Raw genomic sequence first — 21,099 nt, forward strand, 5'->3', positions numbered from 1 at the left:
GGACCCGGTCCGACCGCGCGGTCGGGCCGGGATCAGTCGCGGTAGATGAGGATGAGGGCGCGGTCGTCGTTGACGTCCCGGGCGACGCTCTCGATGAGGTCGCTCGCGATCCGGCGCAGCCCGGTGGAGAGGTGGCGCTCCGCCTCGCCGGTGAGCCGGTCGATGCCGTCCGACAGGTCTCGGTCCGAGCGCTCCACCAGGCCGTCGGTGAAGAGCATCAGCACGTCGCCCGGGCGCAGCGTCCCCTTGGCCGGGTGGAACTCGGCGCCGTCCCACACGCCCAACAGGGGCCCCTCGGCCGCGATCTCCTGCCACCGGCCGGTGGCCGCCGCGTACTGCACACCGGGCAGGTGGCCGGCGGAGAGCAGCTCGAAATCACCGGTGTCCAGGTCGAGCACCAGGTGGATCGAGGTCGCGAAGCCCTCGTCCCAGTTCTGTCGCAGCAGGTAGCCGTTGGCCGCCGGCAGGAAGGAGTGCGGGGGCAGCGAACCGAGCAGCCCGCCGAAGGCGCCGGACAGCAGGAGCGAACGGGAGCCCGCGTCCATGCCCTTGCCCGAGACGTCGGTCAGCACCACCTCCAGCACCCGGCGGTCCGGGCCGGTGCGCGCGGCGACCACGAAGTCGCCGGAGAAGGACTGGCCACCGGCCGGACGCAGGCTCAGATCACAGTGCCAGCCGGGTGGCAGGGCCGGCACGGTGCTCTGCGCCCGGATGCGTTCGCGCAGGTCGAAGAGCATGGTCCCGCCCCGGCGCCAGGGCACCCCGACCCGACTGCGGAACTGCGCGATCAACAGCCCCGAGAGCGCGACGGCGGCCACCACCAGGATGGTGCCGGGGCCGATCGGGTCGGGCGACACCGATCGCCCCTCCATCAGGGCGGTCTCGGTGATCAGCGCCACGGCGGTGGCGGCGTACAGGGCGAGCAGGCTGACGGGACGCAGCAGCAGCCCGCCGGCCACCAGGGGCAGCACCAGGGCCTCCGGTGGGCACCAATCGGGGCGGTGCAGGGTGCCCGCGGCGATGAGGGGAACGGTGAGGAAGAGCGCGATGAGCACCAGTGCGTCCGAACCCTCGCCGCGGAAGTGGTCCACGGCGGTCCGGCGCATGGTGAGACGGGCACGACGCAGCGCCTTGTGCGCTCGCGTTCTCCGTGCCCCCGGGGGTGATGTGCCGCCGCCTGCCATGATTTGCGACCCTATCCACCCCGGGGCGGTGCGTCGATTCCCGTTGGGTTGCGAAGCGAAGTATCGGCCGGGTGACGTACGCCGTCGCGTACCGGGGCGGTGACGCGCCCGGGGGTCGAGGGGGACCCGGGGTGGAGCGGGAGAACGGTGCGCCGTCGGGCCGGGGACGCGACCGGCACCGGGATGGGATCCGGGGCGGGGAGCGTCATGATTTCTGGCACCCGGGGCACCAGAAGAGGTTCCGGCCCCGCATCTCCTCGGCGCGGATCCACCCACCGCACAGGAAGCAGCGCTGGTGGAGTCGCCGGTAGACGTACACCTCGCCGCCGTGGTCGTCCCGGCGCGGCGGACGTCCCATGGCCTCGGGGGCGTGCTCGGGACGTACCGTGTCGATCCGGCCGGTTCGCACCCCCTCCGGCATCAGGACGGTCAGGTCGCGCCAGATCGCCTCCCAGCGTTCGCGGTCCAGTTCGCGACCGGGCAGGTGGGGATCGACACGGTTGCGGAACAGCACCTCGGCCCGGTAGACGTTCCCGACCCCGGCGAGGATCCGCTGCTCCATGAGGAGCGCGGCGACGGGGACCCGGCTGCGGGAGATCCGGGCGAAGGCCCGATCGGGTTCGGCGTCGTTGCGCAGCGGGTCGGGGCCCAGCGAGCGGTGGAACTCCTGTTTCTCGCCCCGGGTGATCAGCTCGCAGACCCGGGGGCCGCGCAGCACGGCGTGGTCCTCCTCGGTGGCCAGCCGCAGCCGCACCTGTCCCTCCGGCTCCCCGGCGGGGCCCCGGTGCAGCCGGAAGGAGCCGTACAGGCCGAGGTGGACGTGGAGGAGCCGGGTGAGTACGGGCCCGTCGGGGGCCGCCGCCCCGGGCGGGGTGCCCGGGGCGGTGAGGGAGAGGAAGAGGTGTTTGCCGTGCGCCTCGGTGGCGGTCAGGCGGTGGCCGTCGATGAGGGCGGCACCGTCGGCGAAGCGGCCGGTGGGACTGTCCACGCGCACCGACCGGCCGCCGAACCGCTCACCGAGTCGGCCGGCCAGCCGGTGGATGGTGTGTCCCTCGGGCATTCAGTCCCGCCGGGGGTGGTGCCCGGGGACGGGGGGCATGACGCCCTCGGTCTCGTAGGCCGCGAGCATCTCGATGCGGCGGGTGTGGCGCTCCTCGGCCGAGTACGGGGTGGCCAGGAAGACCGCGACGAACGAGGTGGCCTCGTCCTCGGTGTGCATCCGGGCGCCGATGCTCACCACGTTGGCGTTGTTGTGCTCGCGGCCGAGGCGGGCCGTCTCCTCGCTCCAGGCGAGGGCGCAGCGCACCCCGGTGACCTTGTTGGCGGCGATGGCCTCGCCGTTGCCGGAGCCACCGATGACGATGCCCAGGGAGGAGGGGTCGGCGGCGGTCCGCTCGGCGGCGCGCAGGCAGAACGGCGGGTAGTCGTCCTGCGGGTCGTGGATGTGCGGGCCGCAGTCCACGGGCTCGTGCCCGTGCTGGGTGAGCCAGTCGACGAGGTGGTTCTTGAGCTCGTAGCCGGCGTGATCGGAACCGAGGTAGACACGCATGGCACGAGTGTGGCACGCGGGTCGGGAGCGGGCCGGATCGGGGGCGGCGGCGCGGTCGGGGGCCGGCCGGGATCGATCGCCGGTGACGCGCCCGGCCGCGGAGGGGCCCCGGGACGGCTCCCCGCCGATCGACCGAGACCACCCTTTCGGGCGAAGTCGACGAGAGGTGTGCGCGTCGCGTTCGATCGGCTGTTTCGATCCGGCGCCCGTTCGCGGCGCGGCGGTGGGAAACCGCGGAGCGCCGCGGTGGATCCCGGGGCTCAGTCGGCGCGACGACCGACCAGCCGCCACGCCAGCGGCAGCGCTCCCATCGCCAGCGCCGCCTTGAGGGCGTCGCCGATCAGGAAGGGCACCATGCCGACCGCCATGGCCCGGCCGATGCCCATGCCGGTGGCCAGCGCCAGGTAGGGGACGCCGAAGGCGTAGATGATGACGGTGCCGACGGCCATCGTCCCGGCGGTGCGCCACATCGTGCGGTCACCGCCGCGTCGCGCCAGGGCACCGACGGCGGCGGCGGCCAGGCCGAAGCCGAGGATGTAGCCGAAGGTGGGCATGGCCCAGCCGGAGGCGCCCTCGGCGAACCAGGGCATGCCCGCCATCCCGATCAGCGCGTACAGCAGCAGGGAGGCGAAGGCGCGCAGCGGGCCGAGCGAGATGCCCACCAGCAGGACGGCGAAGGTCTGGCCGCTGACCGGGACGGGCGAGCCGGGCACCGGTAGGGCGAATTGGGCGGCGACACCGGTCAGGGCGGCGCCCCCGGCGATGAGGGCGATGTCGCGGGCCCGGGCGCGGGCGGCGGTACCGGCGGGCAGCACGTCGGCGAGGACGGCGCCCGGACCGAGGTGGGCGGCGGCGGTGCTCATGGGATCTCCACAGAAGCGGGTTGGACGTGCGGGCACGGCCGGACCCGGTGGCGTGTCGGCCCCGGTCACGGCCTCCACGACGCTAACCGAGGGGTGGCCGGGGCACGGCGTGAGCTTGGCGACAAAACCGCGCCCTCTCCCTTGTGGGACCCCGGCCCCGTCGCGGTTCCGCCGCGACCCCCACGCCTCGCCGTGTCCGGGGCACCCGTCGCGAACCGTCCGACGCGCCGGCCGTCCGATGATCCCCCTCCGCCACCCATGGGGAGTTGCTGCTAGCCTGCTGTTGCAAGTTGATTGCAGTAAGAGGAACCGCGCAGGGCCCGCGCGGGTCGATTCAGGGCACCCACGCCGTCGAAGGGCACCGGACATGGCCGTCTACTCACTCCCCGAACTCCCGTACGACTACGTCGCGCTGGAGCCGGTGATCAGCGGGGAGATCATCGAGCTGCACCACGACAAGCACCACGCGGCCTACGTGAAGGGGGCGAACGACACCCTGGAGCAGTTGGAGGAGGCGCGGGTCAAGGAGCAGTGGGGCGGCATCAACGGCCTCGAGAAGAGTCTGGCCTTCCACCTGTCCGGGCACATCCTGCACTCCATCTACTGGCGCAACATGTCCGGTGACGGCGGCGGCGAGCCGCTGGAGAAGGACGGCACCGGCGAGCTGGCCGACGCGATCGCCGAGTCCTTCGGCTCCTTCGCCCGCTTCAAGGCCCAGTTGTCGAAGGCCGCCGCCACCACCCAGGGGTCGGGCTGGGGCGTGCTGGCGTACGAGCCGGTGAGCGGACGCCTGATCGTGGAGCAGATCTACGACCACCAGGGCAACGTCGGGCAGGGCTCGGTGCCGATCCTGGTCTTCGACGCCTGGGAGCACGCCTTCTACCTGCAGTACCGCAACCAGAAGGTGGACTTCGTCGAGGCGATGTGGCGGGTGGTGAACTGGCAGGACGTGGCGGCCCGGTACACCGCCGCCCGCGAGCGTGCCAACACCCTGCTGCTCGCCCCCTGAGGAGACCTCCCGGGCCGGCGACGCGCCGGCCCACCCGAACCCCTCGCTCGCGTGATCGTCTTCTCACCGCTCACCGGGCAGGTGGCAACGGACGGGGGCCCGCACGGTCGTGACGTGCGGGCCCCCGTTCCGTCCGGTTCAGTCGATCCGGGGCCGCTCGGTCCGGGATCGCTTGAGTTCGTAGAAGCCGGGGGTACCGGCCACCAGCAGCACACCGTCCCACAGTCGACCCGCCGCCTCGCCCCGGGGCATCGGGGTGACCACGGGACCGAAGAAGGCCACGGGCCCGTCGTCCGGGCCGGGGACCGCGATCACGGGGGTTCCCACGTCCTGGCCGACCAGGCCGATGCCGCGCCCGTGCGAGGCGCGGACCTCCTCGTCCCGGGCGGTGGACTCCGCCTCGCCGGCGAGTTCGAGCGGCAGGTCCGCCGCCTTCAGGGCGTCCCGGAGGGTCTCCCCGTCCAACGCGCGGCCCTCCCCGTGGCGCCGTTCCCCCAGCTCGGTGTAGAGCCGGTCCAGCGCCTCCGGGCCGTGGTCGGAGGCGACCGCCACGCACACCCGGACCGGTCCCCATGCCCGCTTCAGGCGCTCCCGGTGCTCCTCGGAGAGCTCGCCGAGGCGGTCCTCGTTGAGGACGGTCAGGCTCATGACGTTCCAGCGCACCCGTACCGGGCGCACGGACTCGACCTCCTTCATCCAGCGGGAGGTCACCCACGCCCAGGGGCAGCCGGGATCGAACCAGAAGTCGGCCGTCACCGGGGTCCCGTCGCCGTCGCCTCCGTCCCCCCCGCCGCCGGGGGCCCCGCCCTCACCGGTCCCACCCGTACTGCCGAGGGGTGCCCCGGTCTCCCAACCCGTCAACCGATCCACACGTCGCTCCTCGCCCCGGGTCTCCCCGTGATATGCCGTGATATGCCGTGAGGGGGTTCTACCCCATGACGCCGGGATACGCCGGACCGGATTCCCCGCTGCGGGGCGTCGGCGGCCCGTGGGATGCTGGCCGGACGTCCGCCGGCCCGCGCCCCCCACCCGGCGGACCACCAGCCGAGCAGACAAGAGGGAGTGGGCCCGTGCCCGGAGAGAACCTGACCCGTGAGGAGGCCCGCGAGCGGGCCCGGCTGATCGATGTCGACGGCTACACGGTGTCACTCGACCTGCGGTCGGCGACGGCTCCGGCCCCGGCCTCCGGTCCGCGGACCTTCCGCTCCACGACCACCGTCCGGTTCCGCTGCGCGGAGCCGGGTGCCTCCTCCTTCATCGACCTGATCGCCCCGGACGTGCTGTCGGTCACCCTGAACGGTGACTCCCTGCCGGTGGACCGCGTCTTCGACGGCGCGCGGATCGCGCTGCCCGCCCTGTCGGCGACGAACGAGTTGGTGGTCGACGCCCGTTGCGCCTACAGCAGGACCGGCGAGGGCATGCACCACTTCGTGGACCCGCAGGACGGCGAGACCTACCTCTACACCCAGTACGAGCCCGCCGACGCGCGCCGGGTGATGGCCTGCTTCGAGCAGCCCGACCTCAAGGCGCCCTTCGACATGCGGGTCACCGCCCCGGCACACTGGACGGTGCTGTCCAACGGCGAGGAGGTGGGCGAGCCGCGCCCCTGCGACAACGGCGCCGCATCCACCCGGGTCTTCGCCCGCACCCCGCCGATCTCCACCTACATCACCGCCGTGGTGGCCGGGCCGTACCACGTGGAGCGCGATCGGTACGGCCGCCGACTGCCGGACGGCACCACCCTGGAGATCCCGCTGGCCGCTCTGTGCCGCAAGGGGCTGGCACCGCACTTCGACGCCCCGGAGATCTTCGACCTCACCAAGCGGGGCCTGGATTTCTTCCACGAGCACTTCGACTTCCCGTACCCGTTCGGCAAGTACGACCAGGCGTTCGTGCCGGAGTACAACATCGGCGCGATGGAGAACCCGGGACTGGTCACCTTCCGGGAGGAGTACGTCTTCCGGGGCCGCACCACGCGGGCCGCCTACCAGGGGCGGGCCAACACCCTGCTCCACGAGATGGCGCACATGTGGTTCGGCGACCTGGTCACCATGGAGTGGTGGGACGACCTGTGGCTCAAGGAGTCGTTCGCCGACTTCATGGGCGCCTTCTCGCTGGTGAAGGCCACCCCGTTCACCGAGGGGTGGATCACCTTCGCCAATCGCCGCAAGGCCTGGGCCTACCGGGCGGACCAACTGCCCTCCACCCACCCCGTCACCGCCGACATCCACGACCTGCAGGACGCCAAGCTCAACTTCGACGGCATCACCTACGCCAAGGGCGCCTCGGTACTCAAGCAGTTGGTCGCCTACGCGGGCGAGGACGCCTTCATGGAGGGCGCGCGCCGCTACTTCCGGCGTCACGCCTGGGGCAACACCACCCTGGAGGACCTGCTGGCGGTGCTGGAGGAGACCTCCGGCCGGGACATGGGCGAATGGGCGAAGGCCTGGTTGCAGACCGCCGGGGTGAACACCCTGACGCCGCAGCTGACCTGTGACGCGGCGGGTCGGGTGACCGAGCTGGCGGTGGTCCAGGAGGCCCCGGAACCGCCCCGACTGCCGGCCGGCTCGGCGGGTGAGCCGGCCGCGCCCGGCGGGTCGCCGGAGCAGGTGCTGCGCCCGCACCGGGTGGCGATCGGCCTGTACCGGCGGGACCCGGCGAGCGGGACCCTGACCCGGTACGCGCGGACCCTCACCGATGTGACGGGGGCGCGCACGGTGGTGTCGGAGCTGACCGGCGCCGAGCGGCCGGACCTGGTGCTGGTCAACGACGACGACCTGACGTACTGCAAGACCCGCTTCGACGACGCCTCGCTGGCCACGCTCCGCGAGCATCTGGGGTCCATCGCCGATCCGCTGGCCCGGGCGCTGTGCTGGTCGGCGCTGTGGAACCTCACCCGCGACGGTCTGATGCCCGCCGGTGACTTCCTGGACCTGGTGCGCCGGGCGGGCGGGGCGGAGACCGAGGTCGGGGTCCTGCAGATGGTGCTGGCCTGGGCCGGGACGGCGCTGACCCGCTTCACCACCCCCGAACGCCGACCGGGCCAGGAGTCGGCGACCGCCGAGGCGGCGATGCGGGAGCTGCGGCTGGCCCCGCCCGGCAGCGACCACCAGTTGGCCTGGGCCCGGTTCCTCGCCGAGACGGCGGTGGACGAGCAGCACCTGGTGCTGCTCGAAAGGCTGTTGGAGGGGAAAGCCCGGATCGACGGCCTGGAGGTCGACCAGGAGCTGCGCTGGGCACTGCTGCTGCCCCTGGCGGTCCACGGCCGGGTGGACGAGGAGCGGCTGAACCGGGAGCTGGAGCGGGACGACACCGCCTCCGGCCGTCGGCACCACGTGCGCTGTCTGGCGGCCCGGCCGGCGCCGGAGGTCAAGGCCCGGGCGTGGGCGGACGTCATGGAGTCCGATCGGCTGTCCAACGCGCTGATCGAGGCGACCATCGACGGCTTCGGCCGCGGGGACCGGCGCGAGCTGCTCGCCCCCTACACCGGGCCGTACTTCGAGGCGCTGGAGCGGGTGTGGGCCGAGCGCTCGATCGAGATCGGCATGGCGGTGGTACGGGGGCTGTTCCCGGCGGCACAGGGCGACCCGGCCACGCTGGAGGCCACCGACACCTGGCTGCGGGACCACCCGGACGCGGCGCCGGCGCTGCGGCGGTTGGTGCTGGAGGCCCGGGACGACCTGGCACGGGCTCTGCGGGCCCGCGAGTGTGAGGCGCGCGCGGCCGGGTGAGCGCCCCTCGGGACGCGTTCACGCCCCAGTAACGCCCCCTCACATCCCCCCTTGGGCTCGAGGTTGCTCGCGGAGCGGAGCGACCTCGGGCCCAAGCTCACACTCCCCGTGACCAGCGGCGCAGGGAACACCTTCGAATTTTGAACACTTGTTCCCGATCCGGGGAGTCGGCCCGGAAACGGATCGAGGCCCCCCGGGAGGTTCGGCGGGGGTGCGCGAGGGGGCATCCCGGCGACATGAGCGCCATGCACCACGACGGGACCCTTCCGCAGCCCCGGTTCGGCGGCGGACCGCGCGTCCCCCGACAGGCGGGGCGTCCCCCGACCATCGGGCCCCGCCGGCTCCCGGGTCCGCGTCCGACCCCCGGGCTCCCCACCGACCCACCCGCGCCGGTCGCGCCACCCATCGGGCCGGTCCCGTACCGACGCCCCCACCGGGAGTCCGTGACCGAGTCCCCGGCCGGACCGTCCGGACCGGGTGTCGGCGGTCGGATCCGCTCGGCGGGACCACTGACCGTCGCCGACCTGCGGGCCCGGGGCATCGGCCGCGCGGAGGCGGCCCGCAGGTGCCGGCCCGACGGGCCGTGGCAGATGCCCTTCCCCGGCGTCCACCTGTCGCACCCCGGACCGATCAGCCGTTCCGAGCGCCTGCGGGCGGCCCTGGTCTGGGCCGGTGGTCGACCGGGCGAGGTGCTGTTCGGCGGGATCACCGCCCTGGAGTTGCACGATCCCGAGCCGGCCGGATGTCACGACCCCGGGTCCGCCCCTCCCCCACCGATCACCCTGATGGTGCCGCACACCCGACGGCTGCGCCCACCCGCCGGCATCCGCCTGCTGCGCACCCGCGAGCTGCCCCGACCGGTGTGGATCGACGGTCTGCCGGTGGTACCCGTGGCCCGGGCGGTCGCGGACGCGGTGGTGCCGGAGCCGGGCCCCGTGGAAGGGGATCCGTCCGCGGGACGCGCCCTGATGGCCGCGGCCCTGATCGGGGGGCACTGCACGGCCCGCGAGTTGGCCCGGGAGGTGGGGCGGTTGCGCCCGAACCGGCGGCGCGGACCGGCCCGCGCCCTGGAGGAGGCGTGCGCGGAGGCCCGGGCGGTCGCGCAGGACTCGCTGCGGGAGGTGGTGCGGGTCGTGGTGGGCCCCGCCGGGCGGGGCGACGCGAGGGGCGACGCGACCGGCGGCGCCACGGCCGGGGCGATGGACCGCCCGGGGACCGATCCGGCGGAGGCCGGACCCGCGGAACCGTTCTGGAACGTGGAGTTGCGCCCCTCGGGGGAGGCGCCGGGCGGGGCGGACGCCTACTGGCCCGGGGAGGGCGTGGCCCTCGTCCTGGACACCCGGCGGTACTCGCCGGGAACCGCGCACCTCCCGGGCGCGTTCCGTGATCCGGGACATGCCCGTCGCGGGGAGGCGGAGGAGACCGCCGGGTACGTCCGATGGCGGGAAACCCTGGAACGGTCCGGGGTGACGGTGGTGCACCTGACGCCCCGGGGGTTGCGGGAGACGCCGGACCTTCAGGCGGTCGTCATCCGGACGGCGTTGACGGGGGCTTCCGCTCGGCCATCCGGGCGATGTGTGGGAGTACTGCCGCGCTGATCGACCGGCCGGCCGATTCCCGCCACCCCCAAGAGGGGTGTTTAGTCCCCTTTTTCCGGGTAGTCCACACCATTTGCCTGGCAGCTATTCGTCAACTTCTCCACGAGTACACACAAGTGAAGATCATTTACGTATGATTACCGACCATCCTGTCCCGGATACCGAACAAGGATGGTCATGACGAGCACCCCATCGTTCATATCCGCTGCCTCACCGGCGGTCGGGAGACTCACCCGGGTCGCCCTGACCGCCGGTGTCGTGGTCGCTCTCGCGGCCACCGGCGTCACCCCCGCACTGGCCGCCGAGGAGACCCCCGAGCCCGTGCCGGCCAAGCCGCTGAACGAGAAGTTCAGCACCGCCGACGCGTCGAAGCTCGAGGAGGCCAAGCTCTCCGGCGAACCCCGGGTCACGCTGCTCATCGCGGCCGAGCCGGGCGGTACCGAGGAGGTCGCCCGCGACCTGGAGGCGATCAGCGGTGCCTCCGTCGGGTTCACCGACGACTCCGTGGGATACGTCAGGGCCACCGTCCCGACCCATCGGGCCGATTCCCTGGTGGATCGCGCGGTCAAGAACTCCTCCGTCCACGCGATCGATCTCAACGAGGAAATCCGCCTTCCCGACCCCGAACCCGAGGGCGGCGGCAAGGGCGGAAAGGGTGGTCCCGGAAAGGGCAAGGGCACCACCTACCCGGGGCCGGACGCCTCCACCCCGAACGTCAACCCCTACCAGCCGTCGCACGAGATCGGCACCGTCGACTTCATCAGGAAGAACCGGAACGCCGACGGTCGGGGCATCACCATCGGTGTCCTGGACACCGGCGTGGACCTCGCCCACCCCGCGCTCCAGGAGACCACCACTGGCGAGCGCAAGATCGTCGACTGGGTGACCGCCACCGATCCGATCATCGACAACGATCAGACCTGGCGCCCGATGGTCACCGAGGTCTCCGGCGGGACCTTCACCTACTCCGGTCGCGAGTACACCGCCCCCGAGGGCGATCACTTCGTCAGCCTCTTCCGCGAGTCGGCCACGGCCGGCGGCGAGATGGCCGGTGACCTGAACCGGGACGGCACCACCGGCGGCGTCTGGGGCGTGCTGTACACGCCGGAGGACGGGACCGTCACCGTCGACCTCGACAACGACGGCGACTTCACCAACGACACCCCGATGCGTCCCTACAAGGAGAACTTCGACATCGGGTTCTTCGGTGAGGACAACCCCGACACCGCCATCGCCGAGGCGATCTCCTTCGTCGTCGAGATCCGCGAGGACGTCCCCATGGACCCCTACGGGGGCCAGTGGATCGGGGAGACCCGGGACTTCGTCAACATCGGCCTGGTGAACGACCGGCACGGCACCCACGTCGCCGGCATCACCGCCGCCAACGGCCTCTTCGGCGGGAAGATGACCGGCGCCGCCCCCGGTGCGAAGGTCGTCTCCTCCCGGGCCTGCAACTGGGGCGGCGGCTGCACCGCCACCGCCCTGACCGAGGGCATGATCGACCTGGTGGTCAACCGGGGCGTGGACATCGTCAACATGTCCATCGGCGGCCTGCCGGCGCTCAACGACGGCAACAACGCCCGGGCCCGGCTCTACACCCAACTGATCGACACCCACGGCGTCCAGCTGGTCATCTCCGCCGGCAACAGCGGTCCCGGCATGAACTCCATCGGTGACCCGTCGCTGGCCGACAAGGTCGTCTCGGTGGGCGCCGGCGTCTCCAAGGAGACCTGGGCCGCCAACTACGGCTCGATCGTGAAGACGCCCTACAACCTCTTCCCGTTCTCCTCGCGCGGTCCGCGCGCCGACGGCGGCTTCAAGCCCGACATCGTCGGCCCCGGCGCCTCGATCAACTCCACCCTCACCTGGATGCCCGGCTCCGGCGTGCCGAACGCGGGCTACGACCTGCCCCCGGGCTACGGGATGCTGAACGGCACCTCGATGTCCTCCCCGCAGGTGGCCGGCGCCTCGGCGCTGCTGCTGTCCGCGGCGAAGCAGCGCGGTTTCGACGTCTCCCCCGCCGACCTGCGGCACGCCCTGGCCTCCTCCGCCAAGCCGATCAAGGGCATCCAGGCGTACGAGCAGGGCTCCGGCCTGATGGACACCGTCGGCGCCTGGAAGTACCTCGCCCGGGCCACCACCCCGTACGAGTACAGCGTCTCCGCGCCGGTCAGCCACACGCTCTCGGGGTTCCTGGCCGAGCCGCACACCGGCGCCGGCATCTACGACCGTGAGACCGGCCCGGCCAAGGGGAAGACCAAGGTCTACGACGTCACCCTGACCCGCACCACCGGCCCGGACCGCACCCTGACCCACCACCTGAAGGTCGGCAACGACCTCACCAAGGCGTTCAAGGTGCGCGGCGGCGCCGCCGTGCGACTGCCGCTGAACAAGCCGGTGACCGTGCGCGTCGAGGTCAAGCCCCGGTCCACCGGCGCGCACAGCGCGGTCCTGGAGCTGAGCGACACCCGCACCGGCGGCGTCGTCCACCAGATCCTGGCCACGGTGATCGTGCCGGAGGAACTGGGCTCCCCCGACTTCTCCTTCGACACCTCCGGGAAGGTCCAGCGCAACGAACCGCTGCACCACTTCGTCCGCGTCCCCGAGGGCACCAGCACCATGGAGGTCGCCATGGGCGGCCTGCTGGAGGGCAGCCAGAGCCGTTGGCTGGCCGTCAGCCCGTGGGGTCTGCCGGTGGACAACACCGCGGTGTTCTCCTGCTACCACAACCTGGACGACCCGCGGAACACCTGCCGGCCCGACGTTCGCGCCTACGACAACCCGATGCCGGGTGTCTGGGAGCTGAGCGTGGACGCCCGCCGCACCTCGCCGATGCTCGACAACCCGTACACCCTCGAGGTCAACGCCCTGGGCGCGGTCTTCGACCCGGCGGTGCGGACCGTCGAGCAGGCGACCGTCGGTGAGCCCGTCGAGGTCTCCTGGGAGGTCACCAACGAGTTCGCCGGCATCACCGGCTCGCTCGAGGGCGGTCCGCTCGGCTCCGCCCGCAGCGAGCGGCCGACCATCGGCAACGACGAGTACGTGGTCGTCAACACCGTGGAGATCGGGGAGGGCGTCTCCCTCTTCGAAGCGGTGATCGGTTCGCCGACCGACGCCTCCGCCGACCTGGACCTGTACGTCTACCGGGACGGCACCCTGGTGGGCAGCGGCACCACCGGCGACTCCGAGGAACTGGTGCGGCTCGTCGACCCGCAGCCGGGCAGCTACGTGGTCGAGGTGCACGGCTGGTCCGTACCCGCCGGGACCACGGAGTACGACTACCGGGACGTCTACTACAGCGACGGCCTGGGCTCCGTGAGCGTGGCGGAGGGCGAGACGGTGGAGCTGCCCGCGGGCGGCACCACCACCGTGGAGGCCTCCGTGGTCGCCGACGCCCCGGCCCCGGCCGGCCGTGAGCTGTTCGGCACGGTCTCGCTGGTCAACGAGCGCGGCACCGCCGCCGGCACCGGCAGCGTGGTGGTCCTCGATGTCGTGGAGTGACCACGGGACGGTATGACGGTGTGACGAGGTGAGGGGCGGTCACCGACCGCCCGGACCCCCACCTCGACACGATGTCGCGTGACACGACGGGCGGGCATCCCTCACGGGGTGCCCGCCCCCGTGTTTCCCGGCCCCAGCGCCCCGCGCGTCCCCTCCGACCACCCCGCCCGACCACGCCCGGCACCCGTCGACGCGGGCCCCCCGGAGGCGGCCCCGGATTCCCGTCCCCGGCCCCTACCCGTCCTTCCGCGCACCTCCGCCCGGGGGATGGGGCCCCGTGAAAGGATCGTGGCAACACGCGGGTGAACCCCCGTTCACCCGCCCGGCGCGACCGCCGCGGAAAACCGGCTCCGCGGCGTCTCATCACCGCAGAACCGCGTAAGGAGTCACCACACTGTGCCTGGCACGAATCTGACCCGGGACGAGGCGCGGGAGCGGGCTCGTCTGCTCCGCGTCGAGGAATACGACATCGTCCTCGACATCACCGACGCCCCCGCCGGCGGCACCTTCCGCTCGGAGACCACCGTGCGGTTCGAGGCGAGCGGCGCCGGCCCGAGCTTCATCGACCTGGTGGCCCCCGCCGTCCGCGAGGTCGTCCTCAATGGCGAGTCACTGGACCCGGAGAAGGTCTTCGCCGACTCGCGGATCGCCCTGCCGGACCTGGTCGAGGGCGCCAACGAACTGCGGGTGGTCGCCGACTGCGCCTACACCAACACCGGTGAGGGCCTGCACCGCTTCGTCGATCCCGTGGACGGCAGCACCTACCTCTACACCCAGTTCGAGGTGCCGGACGCGCGGCGCGTCTTCGCCTGCTTCGAGCAGCCCGACCTCAAGGCGACCTTCCGCTTCACCGTGACCGCTCCCGAGGGCTGGTCGGTGATCTCCAACTCCCCGACGCCGGAGCCGGCGGACCGGGTGTGGCGGTTCGAGCCCACCCCGCGCATCTCCACCTACATCACCGCGCTCATCGCCGGCCCCTACGCCTCCGTGCACAGCTCGTGGGAGAAGGACGGCAGGACCGTGCCGCTGGGCATCTGGTGCCGCCCCTCACTGGCCGAGCACCTGGACGCCGACGCGATCTTCGAGGTCACCCGGCAGGGCTTCGACTGGTTCGAGGAGAAGTTCGACTTCCCCTACCCGTTCGCCAAGTACGACCAGCTCTTCGTCCCGGAGTTCAACGCCGGCGCCATGGAGAACGCGGGCGCGGTCACCATCCGCGACCAGTACGTCTTCCGTTCCAAGGTGACCGACGCCGCCTACGAGGGCCGTGCGGAGACCATCCTGCACGAGCTCGCCCACATGTGGTTCGGCGACCTGGTGACCATGGAGTGGTGGAACGACCTGTGGCTGAACGAGTCGTTCGCCACCTACACCTCCGTCGCCTGCCAGGCCGACGCGCCGGGCAGCCGCTGGCCGCACGCCTGGACCAGCTTCGCCAACCAGATGAAGACCTGGGCGTACCGGCAGGACCAGCTGCCGTCCACCCACCCGATCATGGCCGAGATCCGTGACCTGGACGACGTCCTGGTCAATTTCGACGGCATCACCTACGCCAAGGGCGCCTCGGTGCTCAAGCAGCTGGTGGCCTACGTCGGGCAGGACGCGTTCTTCCGGGGCGTGCAGGCGTACTTCAAGCGTCACGCCTGGGGCAACACCACCCTCCCGGACCTGCTGACGGCCCTGGAGGAGACCAGCGGGCGGGACCTGTCGGCGTGGTCCCGCGCCTGGCTGGAGACCGCGGGCATCAACGTGCTGCGGCCGGAGATCACCACCGACGCGGACGGCGTCATCACCGCCTTCGCCGTCCGACAGGAGGCTCCCGCCCTGCCGGAAGGCGCGACCGGTGAGCCGGTGCTGCGTCCGCACCGCATCGCCATCGGCCTGTACGAGGTCGGCACCGGCGCGGACGGTTCGGGCACGCTGACGCGCACCGACCGGATCGAGCTGGACGTGGACGGCGCGCTGACGGAGGTGCCGGAGCTGGTCGGACGCGCCCGGCCCGACGTGATCCTGCTCAACGACGACGACCTGAGCTACGCCAAGGTGCGGCTGGACGCCGACTCGCTGGCCGTGGTCACCGAGCGGCTGGGCGACTTCACCGAGTCGCTGCCGCGCGCCCTGTGCTGGGCCTCCGCCTGGGACATGACCCGCGACGGCGAGCTGGCCACCCGCGACTACCTGGAGCTGGTGCTCTCCGGCATCGGCCGGGAGAGCGACATCGGTGTGGTCCAGACCCTGCACCGGCAGGTCAAGCTCGCCCTCGAGCTGTACGCGGACCCGACGTGGCGGGAGGAGGGGCTGACCCGCTGGACCGCGGCGGCCCTGGAGTTCCTGCGGGGCTCCGAGCCCGGGGGGGACCACCAGCTGGCGTGGGCGCGGGCGTTCGCGGCCGTCGCCCGCACCGACGGGCAGCTCTCGCTGCTCGCGGGCCTGCTCGACGGTTCCGAGGCCCTGGAGGGGCTGGCGGTCGACACCGAACTGCGCTGGAGCCTGCTGCACCGGTTGGTGGCGTGCGGGCGCGCCGGGGAGGCGGAGATCGCCGCCGAGCTGGAGCGGGACGCCACCGCCGCCGGTGAGCGGCACGCGGCGTACGCGCGGGCGGCCGTCCCGACCGCCGAGGCGAAGGCGGCCGCCTGGGCCCTGGTGGTGGAGGGCGACTCGCTGCCCAACGCCGTCCAGGAGTCGGTGATCGGCGGCTTCGTCCAGCCCGACCAGCGGGAGTTGCTGGAGCCGTACTCGGCCCGGTACTTCGAGGCGCTCGAGGGCGTCTGGGCGTCGCGCAGCCACGAGATGGCGCAGCAGATCGCGGTCGGCCTGTACCCGGCGCTGCAGATCGGCCCGGAGACGGTGGAGCGGACCGACGCCTGGTTGGCGGCGGCGGGACCGGGCGCGGCGCTGCGGCGCCTGGTCACGGAGAACCGGGCCGGTGTGGTGCGCGCGATGCGGGCCCGGGAGGCGGACAGCCGGGCCGGGGGCGCCTCCGGGGCCTGATCCGTTCGGCGCCCCGCTCCGCGAGTCCCTCCGATCCGGTTCCGACCGGGTCGGGGGGACTCGTGCGTGGGCCGGGGCGCGCGTGGCACGGGGGCCGCCGGGCGCGGCGAGTGCCGGGGCGGTCGCCGCGCGCCCGCCCGCGCGTCCCCGCTTCCGGGCGCCCCGGGATTCATCCGCACGGGTGAAACGCCGACGGGGGTCGGAGCCGACCCGTCCGGGCGGGCGGGGTCCGCGATCCCGGTCCCGCCCGTCGGCTTCGGGGACGGATGCCCCGTTTCCGCACGTCCCGGCCCCTTCCCGGGCCGGAAACCATGGCCCGGGAGCGGGAACGGGCCGGCCGGATCACCGGGGGTACCGGTGCGCGATGACGGTCCCTCACCGTAGCCTTTCGGACGTGGGCACGGACGTGGGCGCGCACACGAGCGCGGGCGGGAGCCGGGTGGGTCCCGGACGGAGGGAACCGCCGGCCCCGGGGCCGGGGAGGAGCACGGAGGGACCGTCGATGACCGGCGTGGAGGAATCCGATCACCGGGTGGGCCGGCCCACCGGCGCGGGGCGGCGGGGGCGGAGCGGCTCCCGGAGTGTCCGCTCCTCCTCGTCGGGTGGCCAGTTGCTGCTGCTCGGCATCGTGTTGGCGGTTTTCGCGCTGCTCGTCGCGCCCGGCCTCGGTGAGCGCGGAGCGGGCTCGGAGCGATCCGACGGAGCGGCCGGCACCCCGCACGATTCGGCCGGGACCCCGGATGACGAAACCCCCGGGGAGCCGGGATCGGGTGCCCCGGGGGCCGGTACCCGATCGGAGTCGGGGGCGCCGGACGCCGCCCCGGCGGAGGACGTCGGCGGGGAGCCGCCGACCGGGGAGGCGGCGGAGGAGCCACCCCCGGCGGCGACCGCCGCACCGGGGACCGCGGCCCCCCCGCGGACCCCCGAGGGGGAGCCGGGCACGGCGGCGGGCGACCCCACCGCCGAGGCGTACCGGCGGGTCGGCCCCGGTGACTGCCTGTCGAACCACAAGACCGGCGAGGAGTGGAACAGCCACCTGCCCAACCCGGTGGCCTGCGCCTCGGACAGCGCCTTCCTGCGGGTGACGGAGGTGACCGATCGGGCGGAGGCGTGCCCGTCCGGTTCGGGACGGGGCGACTGGCACCACACCTCGGCCGACGGCGGGGTCACCGTGCTGTGCCTGCAGCGCGAGTTCCGGGTCGGGCAGTGTTTCCCCGCCCGGGCGACGGACGGCCCGGCGGGGCCCGGCCGGGCGATCCCGGAGGCCGACCTGCACGTCTGGCTGGACTGCGGCGCGCGGAAGCTGCCGGAGCCGTACAACACCGTGCTGGTGATCAGCGACGTGCGCCCCAGCCCGGACCGGGTGCCGGCGGCGGTCTGCTCGCGCGCCCCCGGTGACCGGGGGCACTACTGGTACTGGGTGCTCAACGGCGACACCGAGTTGGTCTGCGCCACCCGGCCCGCCCGCTGATCGCGCGCGGGCCGGCCCGGTCCGGCCCCGCCGGGGCGGGGACTCCGCCCGGCGGGAACGGGACTCAGGTGCTGATGTTGCGGCTGGTGGAGTTGCGCTTGACCGCGGCCTTCTCGCCGACCACCACGAGGACGGCGATGAGGACGAAGGAGGCGATCGGCGCGATCACGAACAGGCCGAGGGTCTCGAAGACACTCAGGCCCTCACCGGGTTGGTCGCCGTCGTCCCGGTACAGGGCGTGGGCGGCGGGGGATGTCATGAGCAGCGCCAGCACCGCGCCGAGCGTGACGGCTCCGGCCCGGGCGGCGCGCTTCTTGTTCTCATTGGCCACGGCCCCAAGGTAACGAACCACCCCGGCCGGTGCTCGACCGGGGTGGCCCACGGCGCGTCCCGGCGGCTTCCCCGGGGGCCGACCCGGTGGTGCCGCCCCTCCCCGGGGCGGCACCGTCCGGGCGCCGGACGGGCCACCGGCGAACGCCTCCGGAGACGGTGGTCGGAGGTGTCCGGGGCGGGGCCGCGGGGCCGCGCTGCCGTGGCACCACGGTGTTCCCGGTGGTCAGGCCGTTCGGGACGTCTCCTCGGCGGCCGGCGGCGCCGAGCCGGTCGCCCCCGGCGGATCCTCCGGTCGGCGGGCCGTCTCCGCGCGTACCGCCTCCAGCAGGGCCATCGCCCGTGCCGATCCGGTCAAACGTTCCAGGGTGACCGGCCGGCCGGTGGCGTCCGCGATCGGCAGCCGCCAGTTGGGATACTCCCGCCAGGTGCCGGGGACATTCTGGGAACGGCGGTCGCCCACCGCGTCCGGCAGCCAGATTCCGAGCAGGCGGGCCGGGGTACGGGCCAGGAAGCGGTAGGCCGCGACGATCTGCTGTTCCTCGCCCGCGCCCGGCCGCAGCAGACCCATGCGACGGAAGAGTTCCAGCCAGTCGTCGATCTCCCGTCGGGCGTCGGTCCGGGCGGTCTCCAGCGCCTCGGTCCGCCGGCGCTCCCGGGCGTCCGCGTCCCGGGCGGCGTGCCCGCCCGCTCCGTCCCCTCCGGCGTGCCCGCCGAGCAGGCCCAGTCGGGCCCGCAGCTCCACGTCCTCGCCGGTGAGCCGGGCCGCCGTGGGCGGCAGGTCGTGGGTGGTCACGGTGGCCAGGCAGCCGGACCGCCACTCGCCCGGCCGCAGGATCGGCGCGGTGCCGTCCGCACCGGCCTTCTCCCAGTCGCGTTCGAACCACAGGACGGAGGTGCCGAGCACCGAGCGGCCCGCCAGTTCCTCCCGGACACCGGGCGCGACCGTGCCCAGGTCCTCGCCCACGACGACCGCGTCGGCCCGGTGGGCGGCCAGCGCGAGCGTGCCGAGCATGGCGGAGGCGTCGTAGGAGACGTAGGTGCCCTCGCGCGGTGGCCGCCCCTCGGGGATCCACCACAGCCGGAAGTGGCTCATCACGTGGTCGATGCGCAGCCCGCCGGCGTGCCGCAGCAGGCCGGTCAGCAGGTCGCGGTAGGGGGCGTAACCCGCTTCGGCGAGGGCGTCGGGCCGCCAGGGCGGCAATCCCCAGTCCTGGCCCTCGGCACTGAAGGCGTCCGGGGGCGCTCCGGTGGACATGCCGCCGGCCAGCACGTGCTGCTGGGCCCAGCTCTCCGAACCGCGCGGGTGCACGCCGAGCGCGAGGTCGTGGATGAGGCCGATTCCCATCCCGGCCTCGCGGGCGGCGCGCTGGGCCCCGGCGAGTTGCTCGTCGACCAGCCAGGCGAGCCGGCTGTGGAAGTCGATCCGGGTCAGGTGTTCGGCGCGGGCGCGCGCGGTGCCGGTGGAGCGCGGGTCGCGCAGGGCCCCGGGCCAGGCGGTCCAGTCCGGCCCGTACAGCTCGGTCAGGGCGCACCAGGTGGCGTGGTCCTCCAGCGCGCGGCCGTGCTCGGCGAGGAAGGCGCAGTAGGCGGCGTGACGCCCCGGCCCCAACGGGACCCGCGCCACCAGTTCCAGCGCCTCCTGCTTGAGCCGCCACACCTCGTCGCGGTCCACCGGGGTGCCGCGTTCCAGAACCGCCTCGCGGAGGAGCTCGGCGCGGGCGAGCAGCGCGTCGGCGCGGTACCGGTCCTCCCCGCCCAGCAGCGCGTACTCGGGCACCGCCTCCACCCGCAGGTGGACGGGGTCGGCGAACCGCCGGGTGGCGGGGCGGTAGGGGGAGGGGTCGGTGCTCTCGCCGGAGAGGCCGGGAACGGCCGCGTGCAACGGGTTGAGCTGCACGAATCCGGCACCCGCCGATCGTCCGGCCCAGCCGGCGAGTTGGGCCAGGTCGGCGAGGTCCCCCATGCCCCAGGAGTGCTCGGACAGCAGCGAGTACAGCTGCACCATCAGGCCGTGGGCGCGGCCGGCCGGCTCGGGGACCCGCTGCGGGGAGACCAACAGATGGACCCGGGCCCGGCGGCCGTCGGGCGCCTCTGCGTCCAGGGCGTGCACGCCGAGCGGCACGGCCGGGGCGGTGGACGCGGGGGTGTCGCCGGTCCGTCCGAGGGGTAGGGACCGGCCGTCCTCGGTGGTCACCCGCAGGTCGGTGCCGGGCGGCAGGCCGGCCACGAGGTCGGCGGGGAGTCGCGCCCCGACCGCCGGGTCGGCGGCGACGAGGACCACGGTGGGCGGCAGCAGGCGGGCGGCGAGGGACTTCTCGTGGCGTTCCAGCGCGTCGCGTACCGCGTCGGGGCCGGAGGCGTCCACGCCGAGGGCGGCCAGGACCGCCACGACGGTTTCGGTGGGCACCTGCACCCGGTGCCCCGGGGCGGGTTCGTAGGATTCGGCGACCCCGTACGCCGCGGCGAGTCGGGCCAACCCGTGCATCAGATGCCGTCGGGCTCCGGGCCGACCGGCGGCTCGGCGTAGCCGCCGGCGACGGTGGCCTCGGAGGTCAGGGGAGGCTGGGCGTTCAGAGGGGGCTCGCTGGTCAGCGGGGTGCCGGCGCCGATGGGCGGCTCGCTGGTCAGGGGGGCGGGCACCGGGCCGCCGTACCCCGCGCCGGCGAGTCCGGAGTCGGGGTGGGAGAGGTCGGACAGGTCGAGCTCCCCGGTGTCGTCCCACAGCTCGGGGAGGTCGGGTTTGACCGGCTCTCCGTCCCCCCGTCCGGGGGGCGAGGCGATGAGTGCGGGATGGATGCGCTCGGCGGCTGCGGGCACGGGGTTCTCCGTTCGGGTGGTGGACAGACGACCCGGAGTGAGGTCTACCCCG

At 73.5% G+C, this 21,099-nt stretch carries 14 protein-coding genes; 6 read left to right on the forward strand and 8 right to left on the reverse strand.

Annotated elements, in window-relative coordinates; all coding sequences use genetic code 11:
• Nucleotides 1–32 precede the first annotated feature (32 nt).
• From LZF96_RS03340 to LZF96_RS03355, 4 genes are all read right to left on the reverse strand, one after another.
• On the reverse strand, nt 33–1,184 hold the full coding sequence (locus tag LZF96_RS03340) for a PP2C family protein-serine/threonine phosphatase (protein WP_374203076.1): 1,152 nt from the start codon (nt 1,182–1,184) through the stop codon (nt 33–35).
• A gap of 205 nt (nt 1,185–1,389) precedes the next feature.
• Nucleotides 1,390–2,244 carry an Fpg/Nei family DNA glycosylase gene (locus LZF96_RS03345; protein WP_233865431.1) on the reverse strand — a complete coding sequence of 285 codons (855 nt, stop codon included), beginning with the start codon at nt 2,242–2,244 and terminating at the stop codon, nt 1,390–1,392.
• Nucleotides 2,245–2,733, reverse strand: coding sequence for a ribose-5-phosphate isomerase (locus tag LZF96_RS03350; protein WP_233865433.1), 489 nt, complete (start codon nt 2,731–2,733; stop codon nt 2,245–2,247).
• 260 nt (nt 2,734–2,993) lie between these two features.
• Nucleotides 2,994–3,596 carry a biotin transporter BioY gene (locus LZF96_RS03355; RefSeq protein WP_233865435.1) on the reverse strand — a complete coding sequence of 201 codons (603 nt, stop codon included), beginning with the start codon at nt 3,594–3,596 and terminating at the stop codon, nt 2,994–2,996.
• 367 nt (nt 3,597–3,963) lie between these two features.
• Between LZF96_RS03355 and LZF96_RS03360 the strand changes: the two genes are divergently transcribed.
• Nucleotides 3,964–4,605 carry a superoxide dismutase gene (locus tag LZF96_RS03360; protein ID WP_233865437.1) on the forward strand — a complete coding sequence of 214 codons (642 nt, stop codon included), beginning with the start codon at nt 3,964–3,966 and terminating at the stop codon, nt 4,603–4,605.
• A gap of 138 nt (nt 4,606–4,743) precedes the next feature.
• Here the strand turns inward: LZF96_RS03360 and LZF96_RS03365 are convergent, their stop codons facing one another.
• Nucleotides 4,744–5,361: a disulfide bond formation protein DsbA gene (locus LZF96_RS03365; RefSeq protein ID WP_233865501.1), complete on the reverse strand. Its 618-nt coding sequence runs from the start codon at nt 5,359–5,361 to the stop codon at nt 4,744–4,746.
• Nucleotides 5,362–5,675: 314 nt separating this feature from the next.
• Here LZF96_RS03365 and pepN (LZF96_RS03370) point away from each other — a divergent pair, with 314 nt between their 5' ends.
• The 5 genes from pepN (LZF96_RS03370) (at nt 5,676) to LZF96_RS03390 (ending at nt 17,897) form a co-directional block, all read left to right on the forward strand.
• Nucleotides 5,676–8,336 carry an aminopeptidase N gene (pepN, locus tag LZF96_RS03370; protein ID WP_233865439.1) on the forward strand — a complete coding sequence of 887 codons (2,661 nt, stop codon included), beginning with the start codon at nt 5,676–5,678 and terminating at the stop codon, nt 8,334–8,336.
• Nucleotides 8,337–8,779: 443 nt separating this feature from the next.
• Nucleotides 8,780–9,934 (forward strand): hypothetical protein, encoded by a 1,155-nt coding sequence (locus LZF96_RS03375; RefSeq protein WP_233865441.1) that lies wholly within the window; start codon nt 8,780–8,782, stop codon nt 9,932–9,934.
• 177 nt (nt 9,935–10,111) lie between these two features.
• Nucleotides 10,112–13,435: a S8 family serine peptidase gene (locus tag LZF96_RS03380; protein WP_233865443.1), complete on the forward strand. Its 3,324-nt coding sequence runs from the start codon at nt 10,112–10,114 to the stop codon at nt 13,433–13,435.
• Between the two features lie 396 nt (nt 13,436–13,831).
• Nucleotides 13,832–16,426, forward strand: coding sequence for an aminopeptidase N (pepN, locus tag LZF96_RS03385; RefSeq protein WP_233865444.1), 2,595 nt, complete (start codon nt 13,832–13,834; stop codon nt 16,424–16,426).
• Between the two features lie 502 nt (nt 16,427–16,928).
• A complete protein-coding gene (locus tag LZF96_RS03390) occupies nt 16,929–17,897 on the forward strand; it encodes a hypothetical protein (RefSeq protein ID WP_233865445.1) in 969 nt (322 codons plus the stop codon).
• A gap of 64 nt (nt 17,898–17,961) precedes the next feature.
• On the opposite strand, the gene LZF96_RS03395 is transcribed toward LZF96_RS03390, so the two are convergent.
• The 3 genes from LZF96_RS03395 to LZF96_RS03405 form a co-directional block, all read right to left on the reverse strand.
• Nucleotides 17,962–18,228 (reverse strand): hypothetical protein, encoded by a 267-nt coding sequence (locus LZF96_RS03395; protein ID WP_233865446.1) that lies wholly within the window; start codon nt 18,226–18,228, stop codon nt 17,962–17,964.
• 225 nt (nt 18,229–18,453) lie between these two features.
• Nucleotides 18,454–20,715, reverse strand: a complete 2,262-nt coding sequence (gene malQ, locus LZF96_RS03400; RefSeq protein WP_233865447.1) for a 4-alpha-glucanotransferase — start codon at nt 20,713–20,715, stop codon at nt 18,454–18,456.
• Nucleotides 20,715–21,047: a hypothetical protein gene (locus LZF96_RS03405; RefSeq protein WP_233865448.1), complete on the reverse strand. Its 333-nt coding sequence runs from the start codon at nt 21,045–21,047 to the stop codon at nt 20,715–20,717. The genes malQ and LZF96_RS03405 overlap by 1 nt, the downstream gene beginning before the upstream one ends.
• Between the last annotated feature and the right edge of the window lie 52 nt (nt 21,048–21,099).

Origin of the sequence: Streptomyces sp. ST2-7A (assembly GCF_021390475.1) — a bacterium.
Classification (GTDB): Bacteria; Actinomycetota; Actinomycetes; order Streptomycetales; family Streptomycetaceae; genus Streptomyces.

Bases quoted from the DNA above. Each gene is read 5' to 3' on its own strand.
- LZF96_RS03340 (WP_374203076.1), bottom strand. From the start codon at position 1,184: ATGGCAGGCGGCGGCACATCACCCCCGGGGGCACGGAGAACGCGAGCG.
- LZF96_RS03345 (WP_233865431.1), bottom strand. From the start codon at position 2,244: ATGCCCGAGGGACACACCATCCACCGGCTGGCCGGCCGACTCGGTGAG.
- LZF96_RS03350 (WP_233865433.1), bottom strand. From the start codon at position 2,733: ATGCGTGTCTACCTCGGTTCCGATCACGCCGGCTACGAGCTCAAGAAC.
- LZF96_RS03355 (WP_233865435.1), bottom strand. From the start codon at position 3,596: ATGAGCACCGCCGCCGCCCACCTCGGTCCGGGCGCCGTCCTCGCCGAC.
- LZF96_RS03360 (WP_233865437.1), top strand. From the start codon at position 3,964: ATGGCCGTCTACTCACTCCCCGAACTCCCGTACGACTACGTCGCGCTG.
- LZF96_RS03380 (WP_233865443.1), top strand. From the start codon at position 10,112: ATGACGAGCACCCCATCGTTCATATCCGCTGCCTCACCGGCGGTCGGG.
- LZF96_RS03390 (WP_233865445.1), top strand. From the start codon at position 16,929: ATGACCGGCGTGGAGGAATCCGATCACCGGGTGGGCCGGCCCACCGGC.
- malQ (WP_233865447.1), bottom strand. From the start codon at position 20,715: ATGCACGGGTTGGCCCGACTCGCCGCGGCGTACGGGGTCGCCGAATCC.